At 68.4% G+C, this 17,680-nt stretch carries 12 protein-coding genes; 9 read left to right on the forward strand and 3 right to left on the reverse strand.

Annotated elements, in window-relative coordinates; translation table 11 throughout:
• From ABS52_11050 to ABS52_11065, 4 genes are all read left to right on the forward strand, one after another.
• On the forward strand, positions 1-747 hold a 747-nt coding region (locus tag ABS52_11050; protein ODT02972.1), incomplete at its 5' end, for a hypothetical protein.
• Between the two features lie 845 nt (positions 748-1,592).
• The gene (locus ABS52_11055) at positions 1,593-3,473 is read left to right on the forward strand and encodes a type II secretion system protein GspE (protein ODT02973.1); all 1,881 of its coding nucleotides are present in this window, start codon (positions 1,593-1,595) and stop codon (positions 3,471-3,473) included.
• 250 nt (positions 3,474-3,723) lie between these two features.
• Positions 3,724-4,872, forward strand: coding sequence for a type IV pili twitching motility protein PilT (locus ABS52_11060; protein ID ODT02974.1), 1,149 nt, complete (start codon positions 3,724-3,726; stop codon positions 4,870-4,872).
• Positions 4,873-4,912: 40 nt separating this feature from the next.
• On the forward strand, positions 4,913-6,106 hold the full coding sequence (locus ABS52_11065; GenBank protein ODT02975.1) for a pilus assembly protein PilC: 1,194 nt from the start codon (positions 4,913-4,915) through the stop codon (positions 6,104-6,106).
• Between the two features lie 490 nt (positions 6,107-6,596).
• Here ABS52_11065 and ABS52_11070 read toward each other — a convergent pair whose 3' ends face one another.
• On the reverse strand, positions 6,597-7,820 hold the full coding sequence (locus ABS52_11070; GenBank protein ID ODT02976.1) for a hypothetical protein: 1,224 nt from the start codon (positions 7,818-7,820) through the stop codon (positions 6,597-6,599).
• Between the two features lie 555 nt (positions 7,821-8,375).
• On the reverse strand, positions 8,376-8,915 hold the full coding sequence (locus ABS52_11075; protein ODT02977.1) for a hypothetical protein: 540 nt from the start codon (positions 8,913-8,915) through the stop codon (positions 8,376-8,378).
• A gap of 209 nt (positions 8,916-9,124) precedes the next feature.
• On the opposite strand from ABS52_11075, the gene ABS52_11080 reads away from it, so the two are divergent.
• Positions 9,125-9,718: a hypothetical protein gene (locus tag ABS52_11080; protein ID ODT02978.1), complete on the forward strand. Its 594-nt coding sequence runs from the start codon at positions 9,125-9,127 to the stop codon at positions 9,716-9,718.
• On the forward strand, positions 9,715-10,155 hold the full coding sequence (locus ABS52_11085; GenBank protein ODT02979.1) for a hypothetical protein: 441 nt from the start codon (positions 9,715-9,717) through the stop codon (positions 10,153-10,155). Before ABS52_11080 ends, ABS52_11085 begins: the two co-directional genes overlap by 4 nt.
• 121 nt (positions 10,156-10,276) lie before the next feature.
• On the opposite strand, the gene ABS52_11090 is transcribed toward ABS52_11085, so the two are convergent.
• The gene (locus tag ABS52_11090; GenBank protein ID ODT02980.1) at positions 10,277-11,227 is read right to left on the reverse strand and encodes a hypothetical protein; all 951 of its coding nucleotides are present in this window, start codon (positions 11,225-11,227) and stop codon (positions 10,277-10,279) included.
• Positions 11,228-11,571: 344 nt separating this feature from the next.
• Between ABS52_11090 and ABS52_11095 the strand changes: the two genes are divergently transcribed.
• The 3 genes from ABS52_11095 to ABS52_11105 all read left to right on the forward strand — a co-directional run bounded on the left by ABS52_11095 (position 11,572) and on the right by ABS52_11105 (position 17,457).
• A complete protein-coding gene (locus tag ABS52_11095; GenBank protein ODT02981.1) occupies positions 11,572-14,079 on the forward strand; it encodes a hypothetical protein in 2,508 nt (835 codons plus the stop codon).
• Positions 14,080-14,143: 64 nt separating this feature from the next.
• Positions 14,144-15,451, forward strand: coding sequence for a hypothetical protein (locus ABS52_11100; GenBank protein ID ODT02982.1), 1,308 nt, complete (start codon positions 14,144-14,146; stop codon positions 15,449-15,451).
• A 911-nt stretch (positions 15,452-16,362) separates the two neighbouring features.
• Positions 16,363-17,457: a hypothetical protein gene (locus tag ABS52_11105; protein ID ODT02983.1), complete on the forward strand. Its 1,095-nt coding sequence runs from the start codon at positions 16,363-16,365 to the stop codon at positions 17,455-17,457.
• Positions 17,458-17,680 lie beyond the last annotated feature (223 nt).

The following is a 17,680-nucleotide window of genomic DNA, read 5'->3' on the forward strand; positions in this document are numbered from 1 at the left end:
GCCGCCGGCGACTGGATCGCGACGTCGATGCGTGAGCGGGCCGACACGGTCATCGAGCAACGGTGGGAGCATCGCACCGCCGACGGGCGCACGCTCCCCCTCCGCAACATCTTCGCGCGCTTCAACCCGGGCGCCACGGAGCGCGTCCTCTACGTGACGCACTGGGACTCGCGCCCCCGCTCGGAGAGCGCCGGCGACAGCGCCCGGCGCCTCCTCCCCGTCCCGGGGGCCAACGACGGCGCCAGCGGGACGGCGATGCTCATCGCGTTAGGCGACGTCCTCAAGGGGGCGCCGCCGCGCATCGGCGTCGACTTCCTCTTCGTCGATGGCGAGGACTACGGCGAGTTCGGCCCCCCGGACGTCGACGTCCTCCTCGGGGCGGCGCACTTCGCGAAGCACCCGGTCGTCCCGAACTACCAGCCGCTCTTCGGCGTGCTGTGGGACATGGTCGGCGACCGCGACCTCAGGTTCGAGCAGGAGGCCAACTCGCTCCGCGACGCCCCCGAGGTCGTCTCCCTCGTCTGGGAAACGGCCCAGCGACTCGGTTACGGGAGCACCTTCGTCCCGGCACAGGGGCTCGCCATCACCGATGACCACATCCCCCTGCTCCAGGCCGGGCTTCGGGTCATCGACGTGATCGACCTCGACTACCCCTGGCACCACACCCCCGACGACACCATCGACAAGGTGTCGGCCGCCTCGCTCAAGATCGTGGGCGACGTGGCGTACGAGCTGTTGCGACGGTAAGGCGAGGCGGTACGCGGGGGCGGAGGGAACGCCAAGCGCTGAACACGGTGCGGCTCCGTTGCGCGGTCGCCTCCGCGTCGTTCCGCTACGCCCTGCAACGAATCGGTGACGCTGGCCGGCGAGGGGGTGCCCATCATGTGGCATGCCCTCTCCCGCCAACCGCGCCCCCCTCCTCCTAGCGCTCGTCGTCGTCCTCGGTGTGGGCGGGCGGTTCCTGCGCGACCGGTGGGAGAGGTCTACGGTCGCCCCCGTGCACCAGGACGCGCTGGACCGACAGCTGGCACGCGTCGAGCGCGCGGCGCTGGCGACGCGCGGCCGTGCGGCGCGAGGTGCTGCCCAGGGAGACAGGCAAAGCACGGGCGCCGCCGACGCCACCGGTGCCGCCCGGACCAGGCGAGCTTCGGCGCGCACCACGCCATCGCCGCGCCAGCGCCCCGCCGCCAAGCCTCCGATGGGCCGTTCAGCAGACGCGGTCCGGTCAGAACGAACCCCGGTCGGAGCGATTCCGCCCAACGTGCTGGCGAAATATCTCGCATCAACCGGACGGTCAGGGGAGCTCGTCGGCGACGGGATGGGAACTGTCCGATCGGTCGAGTCTGATGCACGGGGCGTGCGTGACCGAGCGCGCTCCCAGACAATAGTCGATGTGGACGTTGCCTCCGAACCAGAGCTCGAACGACTCCCTCGAATCGGTCCCGCGCTTGCCAGGCGTATCGTGGAAGATCGGAAGGCGCGCGGTCCCTTCCGGAGCTTGGAGGGGTTGCAGCGGGTTCGGGGGGTGGGTCCGGCGACGGCCAGGCTACTCGAGGGACGCGTGACCTTCGGGGGGACGGGGCGTCCCTGAGATGCTCTGCCCCGGCACCCTCGAGGCGGAGCGTTCCTCGCCGAAAATCAGGAGAATGGCCGCGCCCACCGCCCCAGTCGTCGAACGCATCCAGGACCTCCTCGTCCGTGACGGGCACGTCACCCGCGAGCAGGTCGAGCGTGCCGTTCGCGAGGGGAAGTCCAACGGGATGGGCGTCGCCTACAATCTCATCAAGCTTGGGGCGATCGACGAGCTGGACATCACCAAGCTCATCGCGCGCCACTCGCGGATGCCGGCCGTCGACCTGTCGAAGTTCGAGGTCGACCAGAAGATCCTGAGGCTCGTCCCCGCCGAGATCGCCACCAAGCACGTCGTCCTCCCGCTTCGTCGCGAGGGGCGCACGCTCACGGTGGCCATCGCCGATCCCACCAACCTCGGAATCCTCGAAGACCTCAAGTTCATCACCCGCTACGACATCTTCCCCGTCCTGGCGGGTGAGGTGACACTGCGCAGCGTCATCGAGAAGCAGTACGACTCGGGTGACGCGGCGATGTCGTCGCTCCTGCAGGACATTGCGGGGCTGGAGGGCGACGTCGAGGTCGTCGAGGACGAGGAAGAGGATGTCTCGGCCGCGGCGCTCGCCGCCGCCGTCGACGACGCGCCGGTCGTCAAGCTGATCAACGCGATCCTGACCGACGCGGTCAAGCGCGGCGCCTCCGACATCCATTTCGAGTGTTTCGAGCACGAGCTGCGGGTGCGCTACCGCATCGACGGCGCCCTGCTCGAGGTGATGAAGCCGCCCATGAAGCTCAAGGCGGCGCTCATTTCGCGCTTCAAGATCATGGCGCAGCTCAACATCGCCGAGCGGCGCGTCCCGCAGGACGGGCGCATCAAGCTGAAGATGGGGAACAAGGTCATCGACTACCGCGTGTCGACCCTCCCCACGCTCTTCGGCGAGAAGGTGGTGCTGCGCATCCTCGACAAGGGGAACCTGACGCTCGACCTGGAGAAGTTCGGCATCGAGCCGAGGGCCGAGCGGGAGCTGATGGAGGCGGTCTCGAACCCGTACGGGATGGTGCTGGTCACCGGGCCGACGGGGTCGGGGAAGACGACGACGTTGTACTCCGCCTTGTCGAAGGTGAACAACATCGACGTCAACATCATGACCGCCGAGGATCCCGTCGAGTACAACCTGTTCGGGATCAACCAGGTGCAGGTGCGCAACGAGATCGGGATGAGCTTTGCCGCGGCGCTGAAGGCGTTCCTGCGGCAGGACCCGAACATCATCATGGTCGGCGAGATCCGCGACCTGGAGACCGGCGGCATCGCCATCAAGGCGGCGCTGACGGGGCACCTGGTGCTGTCGACCTTGCACACCAACTCGGCGCCGGAGACGGTGACGCGACTCCTCGACATGGGGCTCGAGCCGTTCAACGTGGCGAGCGCGCTCAACCTGGTGCTGGCGCAGCGGCTCGTCAGGCGCATCTGTCCGCGCTGCCGCACGCGCTACACGCCCGACGAGGTGGAGCTGGCGGGAGCGAAGGTGAAGGCCTCGACCACGTTCCGCGAGCTGCGCTTCACCGAGGAGGCGCTGGAGAATGCCAAGGCGCGCGCCCTCCCGGAGGCGGCGTCGCACATCGCGGATCTCGGGCTCGACTCGACCATCGGCGACCTCGCCTTCTTCAAGGGGCGGGGGTGCGACGACTGTAACGGCACGGGGCTCAAGGGGCGACAGGGGCTCTACGAGGTCATGTTCATGACCCCCCACCTGCGCAAGCTCATCCTGATGAATGTCGGCGCCCAGGAGATCCGCGACGCCGCCATCGAGGAGGGGATGCTGACCCTGCGCATGGATGGCTGGCTCAAGGTGCTGAAGGGGATCACGACGCTGGAGCAGGTGATTCGCGAGACCGCGGTGTAGCCGCGGTCTGGCGAGACGGCAGACGGGAGACGGGAGACGGGGGTTCTATGCTGCATGATGAGACTCACAGGCGCATCGGGATGGCTTCGAGGGGATGCATCTCGCACTTCTCGTGTGGTCGTGCTCACACAGTGACGCGGGGGCGCGGCCGCCCGTCTACCCTGAAGTGCGACGCGCGCAGCGCCGTCGCCCGCGCGTCGCGAAGCGGCGCGCACTCCCGCCGGCCGTCTCCCGTCTCCCGTCTCTCCGCATGACTCGCCCCGCCGCAGCACCCAGCGTCAACCTTCGCGCGCTGCTCGAGGAGATGATCGAGCGGGAGGCGTCGGACCTGCACGTGACGGCCGGCGAGCGCGCCAAGCTGCGCGTCGACGGCGACATCGTGAACTCGAACGCCGAATACGTCCTCACCCCCAAGGACACGCTGCAGCTGGCCTACTCGGTGCTGACCGAGAACCAGAAGAAGCGCTTCGAGATGGAGGACGAGCTCGACTTCTCGTTCGGGATCCAGAACCTGGCGCGCTTCCGTGGCAACTGCTTCAAGCAGCGGGGGTGCGTCTCCATGGTGATCCGGCAGATCCCGTTCACCATCAAGTCGTTCTCCGACCTCGGCCTCCCCCCCGTCATCGCCCGGATGTCCGACAAGCCGCGCGGGCTCGTCCTCGTCACCGGCCCCACGGGGTCGGGGAAGTCGACGACGCTGGCGGCCATGATCGACAAGATCAACCGTGAGCGGAAGGGGCACATCATCACGGTGGAAGACCCCATCGAGTTCATCCACCGGCACCAGGGGTGCATCGTCAACCAGCGCGAGGTCGGGACCGACACCAAGACCTTCGCCAACGCGCTCAAGTATGCGCTGCGCGAGGATCCCGACGTGATCCTGGTGGGCGAAATGCGCGACCTGGAGACCATCCAGTCGGCGCTCACCATCGCCGAGACCGGGCACCTGGTCTTCGCCACGCTGCACACCAACTCGGCCGCCGAGGCCATCAACCGCATCATCGACGTCTTCCCCAGCCACCAGCAGTCGCAGGTGCGCGCGCAGCTCGCCTTCGTGCTGGAGGGGATCGTGACGCAGACGCTGCTCCCGCGCGCGCGGGGGAAGGGGCGCGTGATGGCGGCCGAGATCCTCGTCATCACGCCGGCCATGCGGGCGCTCATCCGTGACGACAAGGTGCACCAGATCTACTCGCTGATGCAGTCGGGGAAGAAGTACGGGATGCAGACGCTGAACGACGCCCTGTACCAGTTGTACGTGGCGCGCGAGGTGACCGAGGAGGAATGTCTCCGCACCTCGAGCGATCCCAACGAGTTCCTCCGGATGATCGGCCGTTCGCCGCTGGACGACCAGCCGGGCGACGGCAAGCCCCGCGGCTTCGCCGCCGCCGGCAAGCGGTAACGCCCCGACTCCCGTCTCCCGTCTCCCGTCCGTTCGAATCATGCCTGCATTTACCTACACCGCGCGTGCCGCCAACGGCGAGCTGAAGACCGCGACCATCGAGGCGCCGTCGCGCGAGGACGTCGTCGCGCAACTCCGCCGGCAGCGCCTGTCGGTCGTCAAGGTCGACGAGGATGCGAAGCCCAAGAAGGCGAGGGGCTCCATCAAGATGCGTGACATCGTCATCTTCACGCGGCAGTTCTCGACGATGATCAACGCCGGCCTGCCGCTGGTGCAGGCACTGGACATCCTGGCGCGGCAGACCGAGAACAAGGTGCTGGCCGACGTCACGCGCGCCGTGGTCTTCGACGTCGAGTCGGGGCACACGGTGGCCGACGCGCTGGCCAAGCACCCGAATGCGTTCAGCGAACTCTACGTGAACATGGTCGCCGCCGGCGAGGCGGGTGGTATCCTCGATACCATCCTGATGCGCCTGGCGACGTTCATGGAGAAGAACGACGCCCTGATCCGCAAGGTGAAGGGGGCGATGATCTACCCCGGCGTCATCATGAGCGTGGCCGCCATCGCCATCACCGTCCTCCTCATCTTCGTCATCCCCGTCTTCGAGTCGATGTTCGCCTCGGTGGGGCTCCCGCTCCCGCTCCCCACGCGGGTCGTGATCGGGATGTCGCAGTTCCTCAAGGGGTATTGGTGGGCCATCATCATGGCCATCGGCGGCATCGCCTTCCTCGGCAAGCGCTATTACGCCACCTCGAGCGGCAAGCTGACCATCGACCGGGCGATGCTGCGCTTCCCCGTGCTCGGCGACGTGCTGCGCAAATCGGCCGTGTCGCGCTTCACCCGGACGTTGGGGACGCTGATCTCGTCGGGCGTCAGCATTCTCGACGGTCTGGAGATCACCGCCAAGACGGCGGGGAACCGGGTGATCCAGGACGCCATCATGCAGTCGCGCGCCTCGATCGCCGGCGGCGACACCATCGCCGCCCCGCTGCAGAAGTCGGCCGTCTTCCCGCCGATGGTGATCTCGATGATCGCGGTCGGCGAGCAGACGGGCGGTCTGGACGAGATGCTGAGCAAGATCGCGGACTTCTATGACGAGGAAGTGGACGCGGCGGTGAGCGGGTTGTTGGCGCTCCTGGAGCCGGTGATGATCGTGTTCCTGGGGGTGGTGGTCGGCGGGATGGTGGTGGCGATGTACCTGCCGATCTTCGACATGATCAACGCGGTGCAGTAGGAGAAGACGCAGGGGCGCACGCTCTTTTATCCGCGCGCGCACCTCAATGTCGTCCGGCGCGCACGTGAAACTTGTCCGCGTGCCGAATCAACGCCCGCGATGACGGGCTAGCCTGAAGTGGATGAACAACTTGCGCGGGGGATGGCGACGGTCGCCATCCCCCCGCTCGTGCCTTGGGTATCGCGAAAAGGGACGGACGTTGCAGATGGAATTCGCTGCACGCGCTGGGCATCCTGCCAGGCCCGCGATGGCGCGCGGCCCGGGGCGGCGACTGCAAGTGGCGACAGAGCATTGAGATCGGCAGTCGCCCAATGGCGCCAGAGATTCCGCGCAGCGAATTCAATCCGTCGACGGTGGTGAAGACTCCCCGGCGAATTTCGTCCGCTGGCGTCAGGACAGTTTCGCCAAGCACTGTCCCATCACGGGCCCGCGACCCATACGGGACGGTGTGTGAGCGGGCAAGGACGTCCCGCGTCTCGCGGACATCAACTCATGCCGAGCCTTCTTCATCATCTTCATGAAGGGGAAGCGCATCGCCCCGACGGCGAAGGAAGTGGTCGAACATTGGCACGGTGAACTCAACGAACCCCCGCCGGGGTGCCCAGATCATCCCCTTCTTCACGAGCGTGTCCCTGATCGGCGTAACCGGCGTCGTGTTCTCGGCCCCGAGCACCGTGGCGACGGCGCTGGTCGCGTACGGTCCCTCGCCCAGACCGGCCATGGCGACCAAGTAGTCGCGCTCGCGTGCGGTTACCCGCTGCATCCGAGCCTCGAAGAAGCTCTGGTCGAGCGCCGCCGTTGCCGCCGCGTGCGCGCGCTCGACGTCGATCACCGTGATCGGCGACTGCGGGGCGGCGAGCCAGGTCTGCAATCCATACTCCTGGAGGAAGTAGGGGTAGCCCTTCGTCAGGGCGAAGATCCTCTCGAGCGCGTCGTCTTCGATCGCCTCCCCCTGTGCGGTGATCGGCTTTCGAATCGCCTCGGCTGCCGCCTTGGCGTCGAGCGCCCCAACCTTTGTGAAGCGGAAGATGCGTTCAGCGTACGACTTCTGCTTCGTTGCTTGGCCGAGCACCTGCGGTAGGGCGGCGCCGAACATGATGATCGGGAGGCGGCGCTGTCCGACACGATGAACAGCGGCGAGTAGCGCGCCAAACTCGCGGCCGGCCTCGCGCAACTGGAGGTATTGCAGTTCGTCGATCAGGAGTGCGACGGGCTGCTCGGCCGCCTTCGCCGCCTCGCCGACGTCCTCCAGCAGGGATCGGAGTTGAATCTCGACGTTCGAGGAAACGATGTCATCCTCGGCTCGACCCTTTACCTCGAACTTGGCGCCGTGAACCTCGACGCTGAAGGCCGAGGCGAAGCCACGGAGGGCGTTGAGTGCCGAGAGCGCAAGCTGCTTCGCCTTCTCGACAGTGCTGAGCTTGGCGAGGAGGTGCTGGAGTTCCGGAACGAGCGCCTCTCCGAGGCTCATCCGATCCGTGGCCTCAAAGGCGATCACATGGAACCCTTCCTGTCTCGCCTTCTCCTCCACCACGTTGAGCAGAACAGTCTTTCCTACTCCTCGGAGCCCGTATACCACGGTACCTTGCGCTGGGCGCCCGGCTTTGACCTGAGCGAGTGCCATGGCGGCATCGCTGATCGCACCGGACCGACCAGCCAGCTCGGGTGGATGGAAGCCGGCGCCGGGGGTGAAGGGGTTCTTCCGCGGGTCCATAGTTCGGGCTCCTAGCCGTTCATAGGTGAATATAGCCAATTCCTCCTATGGAACGCTATGATTCACTGGGGCCCGGGCTTGCTATTCCATAACCCGTTGTCGCGCTTGAATATAGGCATCCATCCGAATCCATAGCTGCTAGGTCGTATGGAAGCCTATGCCGCCAATAGAGCGGCACCGGGCAGCGACTCGCTCCATGGGCCAATGGGTAAGCCATCTTTGGGCAGTAGACGGAGAAAGGGATCCAAGCCAGGCCAACCTCTGCCTCATGACCACACCGCTTCGCCGAACGGCTGGCTTGGGGTAAGCGACGAGTCGAAAGGGTCAGTCGCTCGAACTACGACAGCGCGCAGTAGGAGATGCGAGAGGCCGCGCACACCGACACGGGTCCGCCGTCATCTCCGATCTGCTGAAGGCGATGGCAACAAGCTGGAGCGCAAGTGCTCGGGTCGCGACGCCCAATCGCTTCGGGAGGGCGACCGCTCTGCCAACGTCGGAACAATGCCGAGCGGCGACCGCACGAAGGGAGTGGCGCGTTCGCCCCTTCGCTGCTGCCTAGCGACCCCGGCTGTCCGGGGCGACGATGTGTCGGCGCAGTACCTCAGCGAGCGCCGCCCATAGCTCGAGCACTCTGGCCGCCGGGATCCCTCGGCGGGGGCGCCGCGCACCCCTGTGGGAGCTCGGGGGCCGAGGGGCGCCGTCGGCAGGACCGGCCCCCGACAACGTCACGATGGCGTGGTGGGTGAGCAGTTGCTCCGCCGCCCAGAGCTCTGCGGGAGCCGCCCCGTCTCGGCGGAGGGCGTTCAGGTGAATGTCCAGCTGACGGCGCAGGCGCGGCGTCAGCCATGTGCCGTTGGACGCGGCGCCTTCCGGCGGACCCTCCGCACCCGGCTCTCCGCCAGGATTCCACCCATCGAACTCGTCGAGGGTCATCCCGACCAACCCGGCCATGGCGGCGCGAGTGCCCCTCCGCGGGACGCGCTTACCCGCAAGCCAGCGCGAGACGACGTGGCGCGCCCAGGGGGCCCGGCCTTCCGCCGCACCGACGATCGCGCCGAACTCCTCGTCGGTGATGTCCTCCTCGCGCGTCGCCATCGCCCGACGTACGGCGTAGACGCGTCGCGCGCTGGGAGGGAGATTGGCAGGGGGCGGGGAGGAGCGTCGACGCATCGAACGATTCGGGATGGGGTGCCAGGGCGGAAGGTAGTTGCAAGGAAATCCTTGCGCTAACGCACTATGTTGCCAATTATGGCAACATGGCGAACACAACCAGTCCCGGCGGCGGGTCAGGTCCAGGAATCCCGATGCCCCGGGTCACCCTGGAGCCACCGGTCCCCATCGATCCGCAGCACCCGTGGCGGCTCACGCGCCGCTGGACTGCCGCCGGACTGGAGTGCGGCGTCCTCTCCGGCGTCTTTCGTAACGGCGGCGGAGGTGCGCCGATCCGGCTCGGCTTCGTGCGCGTGCCGCACGGCCATCCGTGGTTCGACCTACCGAACCACCATCCCGCGCTGGCCGAACTCCGGGCGCTTGCCTGGATTCCGGTCTCGTGCCTCCTGAGCGAGGCGGTCGGCGACAGCGCCCCGGTGCGGTGCCTCGGCGTGCTCACGTTCCCAGGCAACCCGCTCGAGCAGGCCCTTCACGGCCCCGCACACCTCACCGTCGCGCGTCGAGTGCTTCTCTCGGCGGGCGTGGAGCCGGAGGACGACATCGCCCACACGCTGGCCTCAGCGATGGCCGTCGTGCTCGCCGTGGCGATCCGACGGGATCCGTCCTTGGACTTCGTGGAGCAGTGCCTGGCCGACACCGACGCCCGCGTACGCGAGTACGCGGTGGTGCGCCTGGTACCACGACTTCACGACCGCTCATCCCACCGCCGCCCTCCGGAGGGCTCATGAGGACGCTGCACGCGCGGCAGAACTACTCCGTCGCCCTCTTCCGCTGGGACGGAGTCCTCTACGACCTGCGGCTCGCGTGGCCCGACGGGCACGGGGGCGAGCCCGAGCTCCGATTCCTGGCGCCAGGTCGCCAGTATCTCCTGATTCGCGAGAGCGAAGGTCTCCTGCGTCCAGCCGATCCCCAGCAGCCACTCGAGCCCACCCCGTTCGGTGGCTGGTGCTTCCGCGTGGTCTTCGTGACGCAGGAGGAGCTCCGCGAGCGGACCATCCCGGAACACCAAGGGGGGCCCTGCTACTGCGGGCAGATCCGGATGCCCCACCCTGCGGTGTACTGCCGCCGCATCGACCCGATGGGCGTGGCCCGGGTGCAGCGTGCGTGGGCGGCGGGGATCGAAACCCTGCACCAGAAGAAGGGCAGCGCCGAGGACCCGGGATGAGCGCGTCCGGCTTCGTCCACGTGCGGGACGTGCTCCCGTCCGCCCTCTACAGTCTCTTGACCCACGCGTCGAAGGAGCTACTCGGGCAGCTCGCGATGCAGGCCGCGATCCTCGGCGGCACTCAGCCTGTGCCTATGGCGCCACCAGACCGCGAGGCCGGAAGCACCGTGCGCAGACCGCGGGCGCGGAGCCGCTCGGCCAGCTCCGACCAGCGCATGGCCCGTCGCGTCACACGCTCGGCGTCGGACAGCTGCTCCGACGACGACGGAATGGGGACCGGGCCCAACGAGGCAACGCCCGCCCGTTCCCAGTTGGCCCAGGCGCGGCGCTCCGCCTCGGTGACGGCGCTCACGTGCACCTTGAACGGTTCCGACTTCCGCGAGGAGGTGTGCCGGTACTTGCCGGCGACCGATGCGGCGGCGAGGTGCGCAAGCCCCTGCGCGCGCAGGCGGGCGAGCGCGTGCGAGACCTGCGACGCCTCAGGCGCCACCTCCGAGCGCGCCTCGAACACGGCTCGTACCTCTGCCGCCGTGAAGAGCCGGTGCCGAGAGAGCACGCCGGTGATCGGCCGGAGCCCCTCCGGCAACGTCGCTCCCAGCGCGACAGCTCCATCCGGCCGTACGAGTACGAACGCCGGGCGCGAGGCCGCCGGCACGTCCAGCCATTCGGCCTCCCAAGCGCGCTCAAGCCGGAGCGCGAGGTCATCGAGGAGCGCGCGCGGGTCGGGAGGCGATGGCGCCGCCGACGCTCCCGGGCGGAGCGGCGCACCGCGGCTGACGTGCGGCGACGTGGGCCCAGCGCACTCCACCACCAGCGTGACCCGTTCCGACAGCACCCCGGCCCGGCGCAAGAGCTCGAAAAAGCCGGCGTCGAAGAGGGCCGGCCCATAGGCGAGCTGCCACCGCAGGAGCACCCCCGTCTCTGGAGCGGGGTTCTCGGGAACCCTCGTCAAGTGCGCCAGCGCCTCCGGGGAGAGCGCGCCGACCCATCGCCGCCGCCCTGGCGTGGTCGGGCCAGATCCGGACCGGTCGAGGCTGACCTCGATGGAGTGATAGCGCGCGATACGGAACATGGCAGGGAAGGTATTGGGATGCCGAGGCAATAGGGTGGGGCAGGCAGATCGCAGCTCGTCGACTGCAAGTGGCGCGGGCACAAGGTATTAGCTGTCACTGGATGCCCTATGTAGGACGGCGGTATTGCTGTTCAGCAACAATGCGACCGACTGGCAGGGTGCCGTCGCTAGTCCAGCACTCTGTGTTCGTGGCGGGTGCGCATGCGATTTCATCCGCAAACGCAAGTGAAAAGCATCCACAGCCCGCCCTTTACCCAGACTCCGAGATTCGGCGAGCCCGCAGTACCATGACGTCCTCCATCACCTTCCCCCTCGTGCCTGTCGCTCCCCACACCGTGTCTCCGGTGACCGGGGAGTACATGCGCGTCCTCGCCATCCTGGATGCAGCCGGGGCCGAACTGTCGCGTGTCGCCGGGATCGCCAACGCGCGCGGACTGCTCGATGCCACGTACATGTCGACGATCCTCCAGCACGTGCTCAAGGCGTCGTCGTCGACACACCACCGGACGGCCCGGCGCGGGAGCGCGACGGCGGAGTCGCCGCTCGGCTGGGACGATGCGCGTGCCGTCCAGGACGCGCGCCAGCGCACCGCGCGATGTCTCGCGGAGTTGATGAGGATTCAGGGCCTGCTCGACGCCGCGGGCGTCTCGTACGACGTCGCGCCGGCGCCCGCGTCAACCCTGCCGGCTCCTGCTCCGGCATCGGCGGCAGCGGTGGCGGTAAAGCGCGGCCCTGGTCGGCCCCGGAAGGCTCGCCTTGAAGACAAGTCGAGCGACGTGCCTGTCGCGCCGGCGCATCCGTTCGCCGCGGACCTGGGCATGGCCGTTGCCGCGGCGTCGGTCCGTCCCGAGGCCGCCCTGACGCCGGTGCCTGGTGGACACGAGCGCTGGGCGTTGGTCGAGGGCGAATCGTCCCACAAGTACCCGGTACTCGGGGCGCTCACCGGCTACCGCGAGGGCAAGTCGCCGAAGCGCCTGCAGGACGCCTTCGTGCGTGAGCGGCTCCTCATGCCGCTGCTGCAGAAGCTGCAGCATCCCACGCACCCGCGTCCGGTGACTGCCGACGAGCTCGCGCAGGGGTGGCGCGACCTCATTGCGGGGAGGGGGACCCAGCTCGGAATTACCGCAGAGGGGCTCGACTCCGACGCGTGCGATCGCTACTCCGCCATCGCGGGTCGCACGCTTCGCTACTGGCGCAAGATGGTCCTCGCTGCCCACGCGGAGGACCGGGCGCAGAATCGTCCACCGCGTCCCGCGCGTGAGGTCCTTGAGCACGAGTACCCCGCGCGCCGCGGCGCCCCCGAGCGCGAGGAGCGCGAGAAGGCGCTCCGCGAGAAGATCATCGAGTTGCTGGACGACCGGCAGCGGACGCCGAAGTGGCGGCTCTCCGGGGCACAGGTGGCGCAGAAGCTCAGCGACCAAGGCGTCCAGGTCTCCGCACGCAAGGTGCAACAAATCATCCAGAGCCTCGGCGATCGGTTCCGGGCCGAGCTGCGGGGCGACGAGGAGAGCTGCAGAGCGCTCTTCTCAGTCCATCCGCTCCGCGAGGTACAGCATGCGAACGAAGAGTGGGTCATGGACAACTCCTGGCTGCGCTTCTCAACGCTCTCGGCGGAGGAGCGTCTGGTGCAGCTGGAAGACCCGGATCTGCCGAAGTCCGACTACGCGGAGGACTTCCAGCTCGACTTTCTCGAGGTGCATACGAACGAGTTCGGAGACGTCCGATGGGAGCGCTCCGACGGCTGCTACCTCACGGTGATCCTCGACGCGTGCACGCGGCGCGTGCTGGCGCTCCGGCTCTGGTCGAAACCAGTCGGTGCCCGGGAGATGCTGCTCGTCCTGCGCGAGGCCATGATGCGGTTCGGCCGCCCGGACCGGCTCTATACCGATAACGGCAGCGAGTTCCGGAACAAGGCGCTCAGGGAGGCGCTGCACTTCGCTGGCATCGCGCACGTCTTCTCCAAGCCGTACAACCCCCGGGGGCGCGGCAAGGTGGAGCGCGTATTCCGCACCATCAAGGCGCTCATCCAGGGTGCGGGCCTTCCGGGCTTCTATGGTGGCGAGTTGGGAGGCATGCGCGCCCCGCTCGAGACGCTGCTGCCGCTGAGCGAGGTGCAGAAGATGGTCTGGGACCTCGTGGACCGGTTGATCAACAGGCAGGTGCACGGCACCACCAAGCGGCGCCCGCAGGAGCACTACGACGAGGCGATCCGGCAGCGGTATGCCATCACGCACCTCGACATCGGTGTCGGCGCCGATGTGGTGATGCCGCTGATGCTGCACTGCCAGGTCAAGCGCCAGGACCACGGCATCAGCGTCAACGGTCACCATTACTACGGGCCCGGACTCGAGGAGATCATGCTGAAGCGCACGGTCTGGATCGCGTACGATCCCTGGCTGTGGCAGGTGGTCTACTTCCAGCGCCCTGACGACGCCGACAAGGGCAAGCTGGTCTTCCACGGCGTGGCCGACTGGTACGATGCCAAGAATCCGCCGCCGGTACTGCGCGAGCGGATGGAGGCCCGGGCGCAGTACCGCCTGGAGCAGGAAGCCAGACGTACGGAGCGCGCTCACGCTGCCGACAGGGCAGCCCGCCGGGGAAAGGCCCGCGCCACCGCGCGGATGATCGCTACGGAGATGGCGGTCGCTGGAGCGGCGTCGGGCCTCGAGAGTCCGCCGCCCGTACTCGGCGCGGGCGACGCGCCCTCCGTCGGCATGCTCCCCAGCGGAGACACCGGGGCCGACGCCACCTCTCCCGCGGCACCGACGCCCCCGCAGCCGAATAACGCGTTGAACTCTGCTCCCGAGGTGTCGACGCGCCCGGTGTATCGCTCGCCCTTCGACGAGGACTAGGGTCGCATCCCGCCGTCCGAGAGAAGCCACGCATCATATCCGTCCACCACACCGAGTCACACCGATGTCCCAGAACCTCGACAACGCCCCGCACTCGCAGGCGATGCTCGCCCTCATCACCGGCGCCCCCATGCCGCCCCTCTCCGCGCCGGTGGAGGGCGAGCGGCCGCGCGCGAAGGGGATCGCGCCCGCGAGCCGCGGACGGCGCAGCATGCCCACGGCCAACGAAGCCCTGCGGCCGCAGCACACCGCGACGGGCATCGAGGGCATCTCCTCGCAGCTCCATCGGGGTAAGAGCGCCCTCGCGCCGGGGCGGGTGACCCAGCGAGATGTCCTGCATTTCTACCCTGAGTCGCGGTTCAAGGGACTGGTGGGGATGATGCGCCAGACGGTGGCGGACCGGCGTCGGCTGTTCGTGCACGGCCGCCAACTCGCCGTCGGCGTGTCGACGTTCCTGCACGACTACGCCAACACCTTCAACTTCGAGGCGGTGATGACCGGGCGCCCCGAGCGGTTGCTCTACGTCGCCGTGCCCTACGGGACCTCGTCTCCGCGAGGGTTCCTGGACACCCTGGCCAACGCGGCGCGTGCCTCGCTCTCGACGTCCGAGGTGAGCAAGCGGGCGACGGACCGCCTGCTCTCGCAGTGCCTCGTCGCGATGCGCTCGATGGGCGTCGTGGGCCTCATCATCGACCACGTGCACCACCTCGAGAAGAAGGCGATGCCCTTCGTGGCCGAGTTCCTGCGCGCCACCGATGCGACCGCGAGCCACGTGCCGCTGGAGTACGACGAGTTCAACGCTGCGCCGCCGCGCATGGCGGTCATTCTCGCGAGCCACATCGCCCCCACGCATCTGTTCCGGTCCCTGCCGCACGTGCGGAGCGCCATGAGCGGCAGCTATCTCAGCTTGGACAAGTACAAGAAGGTTGAGGCATGTGCTGAGGCGGTCCGTCGAGCGGGCGTGGGCCTCGAGGATCTGGAGCTCTCTATCTCAGACGACCGAGAGCTGGTGGTCCGCCTACTGGAGGTGACCGACGGCCTCCCGGGTCCGATGAGCGAGGTGCTCTCGCGACTCGACGCCTTCGCGCAGTTCAACGGCGTCCGGCCCGATCTCACCATGCTGGAGCTGGTCCTCGAGACCTACACCTCCTTCCTCACGGGTAGGGGAGACGACGACGAACACGGAGAAGACGGGGCGCCCGCTGGAGCGACTCCGGTCACCACGAAGAATGGCCCCGCCGCCGGCAGCCAGGTGCTCGACGATGCGGGGACGCCGAGGAGCAGCGACGCCGCGCAGCAGCTCAAGCGGATGAAGTACGACAACCTGCAGACCAGCCAGCTGCACAAGGCGCTGCTGAGAAGCGGCGCGTAGCCGACCGGGTGCGTTCTCGCCGGCGTGCTGACTCGCCAAGGCCGCTGGGACGCCTCGACGCAACGGTTGAGGCGGTCCGGCGGGCAGCGTCGCGCGCCCGGGGCGCGGTGACCTTCGAGCGCGTGCGGGCCACGCTGCGAGCGGCACCCGACCTCGCGCCGCTCGAGCCGTCAAATCTGTCCAACAGCTTGGCGCACCTGATCCGCCATGGTCGCGTCGTGGTGATCACGCGTCGTAACAAGAGTCGGGAGCGCCGGGGGCGGAACTACTACACCCTTCCAGGGCTCCGACGCGAGGTAGCACGCGACGAGCAGCGCGTGCTCGATGTCGTCCTTGACGTCGCGAGGACGCTGTCGAGGCGGTCGGGGGCGCGTCCCTTCACGACCACCGCCCTGCGCCGGTTCGGCTGTTCGCGCCTGAAGGCCGAGGGCAAGCTGCCCCGAACCTTCTGGGCCAATGCCGTACTCGCACTCGAGTCGAGAGGCGACCTACATCGGGCGCGGGTGCTGCGACACGGAGCCAGTGTGCGCGTCTGGTGGTGCGTCGTGCCGCCCCCGGGCGCGGCGCACGAATTCACCCGGGACGGGCCGGGCAGCGATGGACGCTCCGCACCCACGACGCTCGCGACCTGCGCGCCCAAGCGCCTTCTCTCGCATCGCGGTCCGGACGTCGACTTCGTGAGCCGCAGCTCCGACGTGCGAACGCTGGTCCTCGCGGCGAAGGCACGTGCCGCTACGCGGGGAGCGTCCGAGAGGGAGCGCGCCGCGCTCGAGGCGCGTCCAGTGGACTTCGCGCAGATCTGGGCAGCGCGTTCCGACTGTCCGGGCCTTGGGCCCCGAAGTCGGCGTGCCCTCGCAGATGCGCTGCATGCCCTATCGCGGCCCTCCGACGCGGCGCGTCCGGGCGACCTGGTGCGCCTGACGTCGCTCGGCGGCCCGGTTTGGTACGATCTCGCCTCCCACTCCTCAGGAGACGACGGGATCCCTCGTCGGGGGCGGGAGGGCGCCGACTGGTTCGTTCGGTTCATCGAGGCTTGCGAGGCGGCCGCGGAGCCTTGGCTGTCGCGCGTGCGGCGGGAGCTCCTCGCGGCGAGACTGCTGCCTGACACGGTTCCATCAGTCGTCGTCAATGCCAGAGCCGCGCAACTTGCACTTGACCTGAAGATCCGGGCGCGTGATCTGGATGATGCAATCGCCCGGACGTGGCTCCTCCCGGCTGAGCGCGACCGGGCCCGCGATCTTCTGGCGGGCCTCGAGCGTGCCCAGAGGCTGGTGCTCCCGGAAGGACACCTCGCTCCATCGGTTGGCAGTCTACCGGCCAGGGCGACCGATGGGCTGCTGCTCGACCTGAGCGACGCCTACCGTCAGCTCGAGGCGCTCGGCGTCATGTCCTTGTCATCGCCCCGTGCCCTCAGGTCACGGCTGCCGACGGTCCGCGTCGTTCGCGTGCCCGCGTCAAGTTCGGCGGGTCGGGCTCGCATCTTCCTCGACCGGGTGGATTTCGCTTGCTACTGCCTCGGCGCGTACGCGCCAGGGACGTCCCGTCTGGCGCCATGGGCGCGTAGGGGCCGGCTGGTGCTGGGGGCGCTGCGGGATGCCGAGCTCCTCATCCATGCCCTCAGCCGCGTCGATGACGGCGTGCCCGCCACCGGTGGGACCCTGCCCGGCGTGTTGGCCGCGCTGGGCCTGCTCGATGACACGCTGTCGCGTGATGCGCTGGTGTCGTTCCTCGAAGGGGCGATGACGACACTCGCGCGGGCCAGGGGCAGTCGCGCGGCTACGACGCGGCGTCCGGCACCTGCTGCGTTCGAGGCGGCCGTCATCGGGCTGGCTCGACGCCCCGTAGGTACACTAGCCACAGAGCTTCGGCCCGCCGAGTACATGGCCCTCCGGTCGCTCGAGGTTCTCGCGAGGGCCGACGGCCACTCCGACCTCGCTGCACTGGTGAACCGTGTGCGCGCCGGCTGGGCTGCGGAGACTGCTCCCCGGGAACTCATGATGCTCTAACGGGCGGCTGAACACGCCGGGTTGGTCGCACTCCGGGCCACGCGCCGTGTGTCCCCGGCGTCGGAAGGGCGTGTGCCCTCGACCAGGCAGTGCGCGGCGCCGCTTGCGGGGCCACCTCCTGGCTCCGAGTGTATCGCTTCAGGAGGCTCCGGCCCAATCTGGCGTCAGAGCAATCGTCGGATTCGGCACGCAAGGTGTCGCCCATGCTGGGTCTCGTGGCTGA

Source organism: Gemmatimonadetes bacterium SCN 70-22, assembly GCA_001724275.1.
GTDB lineage: Bacteria > Gemmatimonadota > Gemmatimonadetes > Gemmatimonadales > Gemmatimonadaceae > SCN-70-22.

What these genes read in the sequence shown, in the direction of transcription:
- ABS52_11070 (ODT02976.1), bottom strand. Translation starts at nt 7,820, where the DNA reads ATGGACCCGCGGAAGAACCCCTTCACCCCCGGCGCCGGCTTCCATCCA.
- ABS52_11085 (ODT02979.1), top strand. Translation starts at nt 9,715, where the DNA reads ATGAGGACGCTGCACGCGCGGCAGAACTACTCCGTCGCCCTCTTCCGC.
- ABS52_11060 (ODT02974.1), top strand. Translation starts at nt 3,724, where the DNA reads ATGACTCGCCCCGCCGCAGCACCCAGCGTCAACCTTCGCGCGCTGCTC.
- ABS52_11055 (ODT02973.1), top strand. Translation starts at nt 1,593, where the DNA reads ATGCTCTGCCCCGGCACCCTCGAGGCGGAGCGTTCCTCGCCGAAAATC.
- ABS52_11065 (ODT02975.1), top strand. Translation starts at nt 4,913, where the DNA reads ATGCCTGCATTTACCTACACCGCGCGTGCCGCCAACGGCGAGCTGAAG.
- ABS52_11080 (ODT02978.1), top strand. Translation starts at nt 9,125, where the DNA reads ATGCCCCGGGTCACCCTGGAGCCACCGGTCCCCATCGATCCGCAGCAC.
- ABS52_11100 (ODT02982.1), top strand. Translation starts at nt 14,144, where the DNA reads ATGTCCCAGAACCTCGACAACGCCCCGCACTCGCAGGCGATGCTCGCC.
- ABS52_11090 (ODT02980.1), bottom strand. Translation starts at nt 11,227, where the DNA reads ATGTTCCGTATCGCGCGCTATCACTCCATCGAGGTCAGCCTCGACCGG.
- ABS52_11075 (ODT02977.1), bottom strand. Translation starts at nt 8,915, where the DNA reads ATGGCGACGCGCGAGGAGGACATCACCGACGAGGAGTTCGGCGCGATC.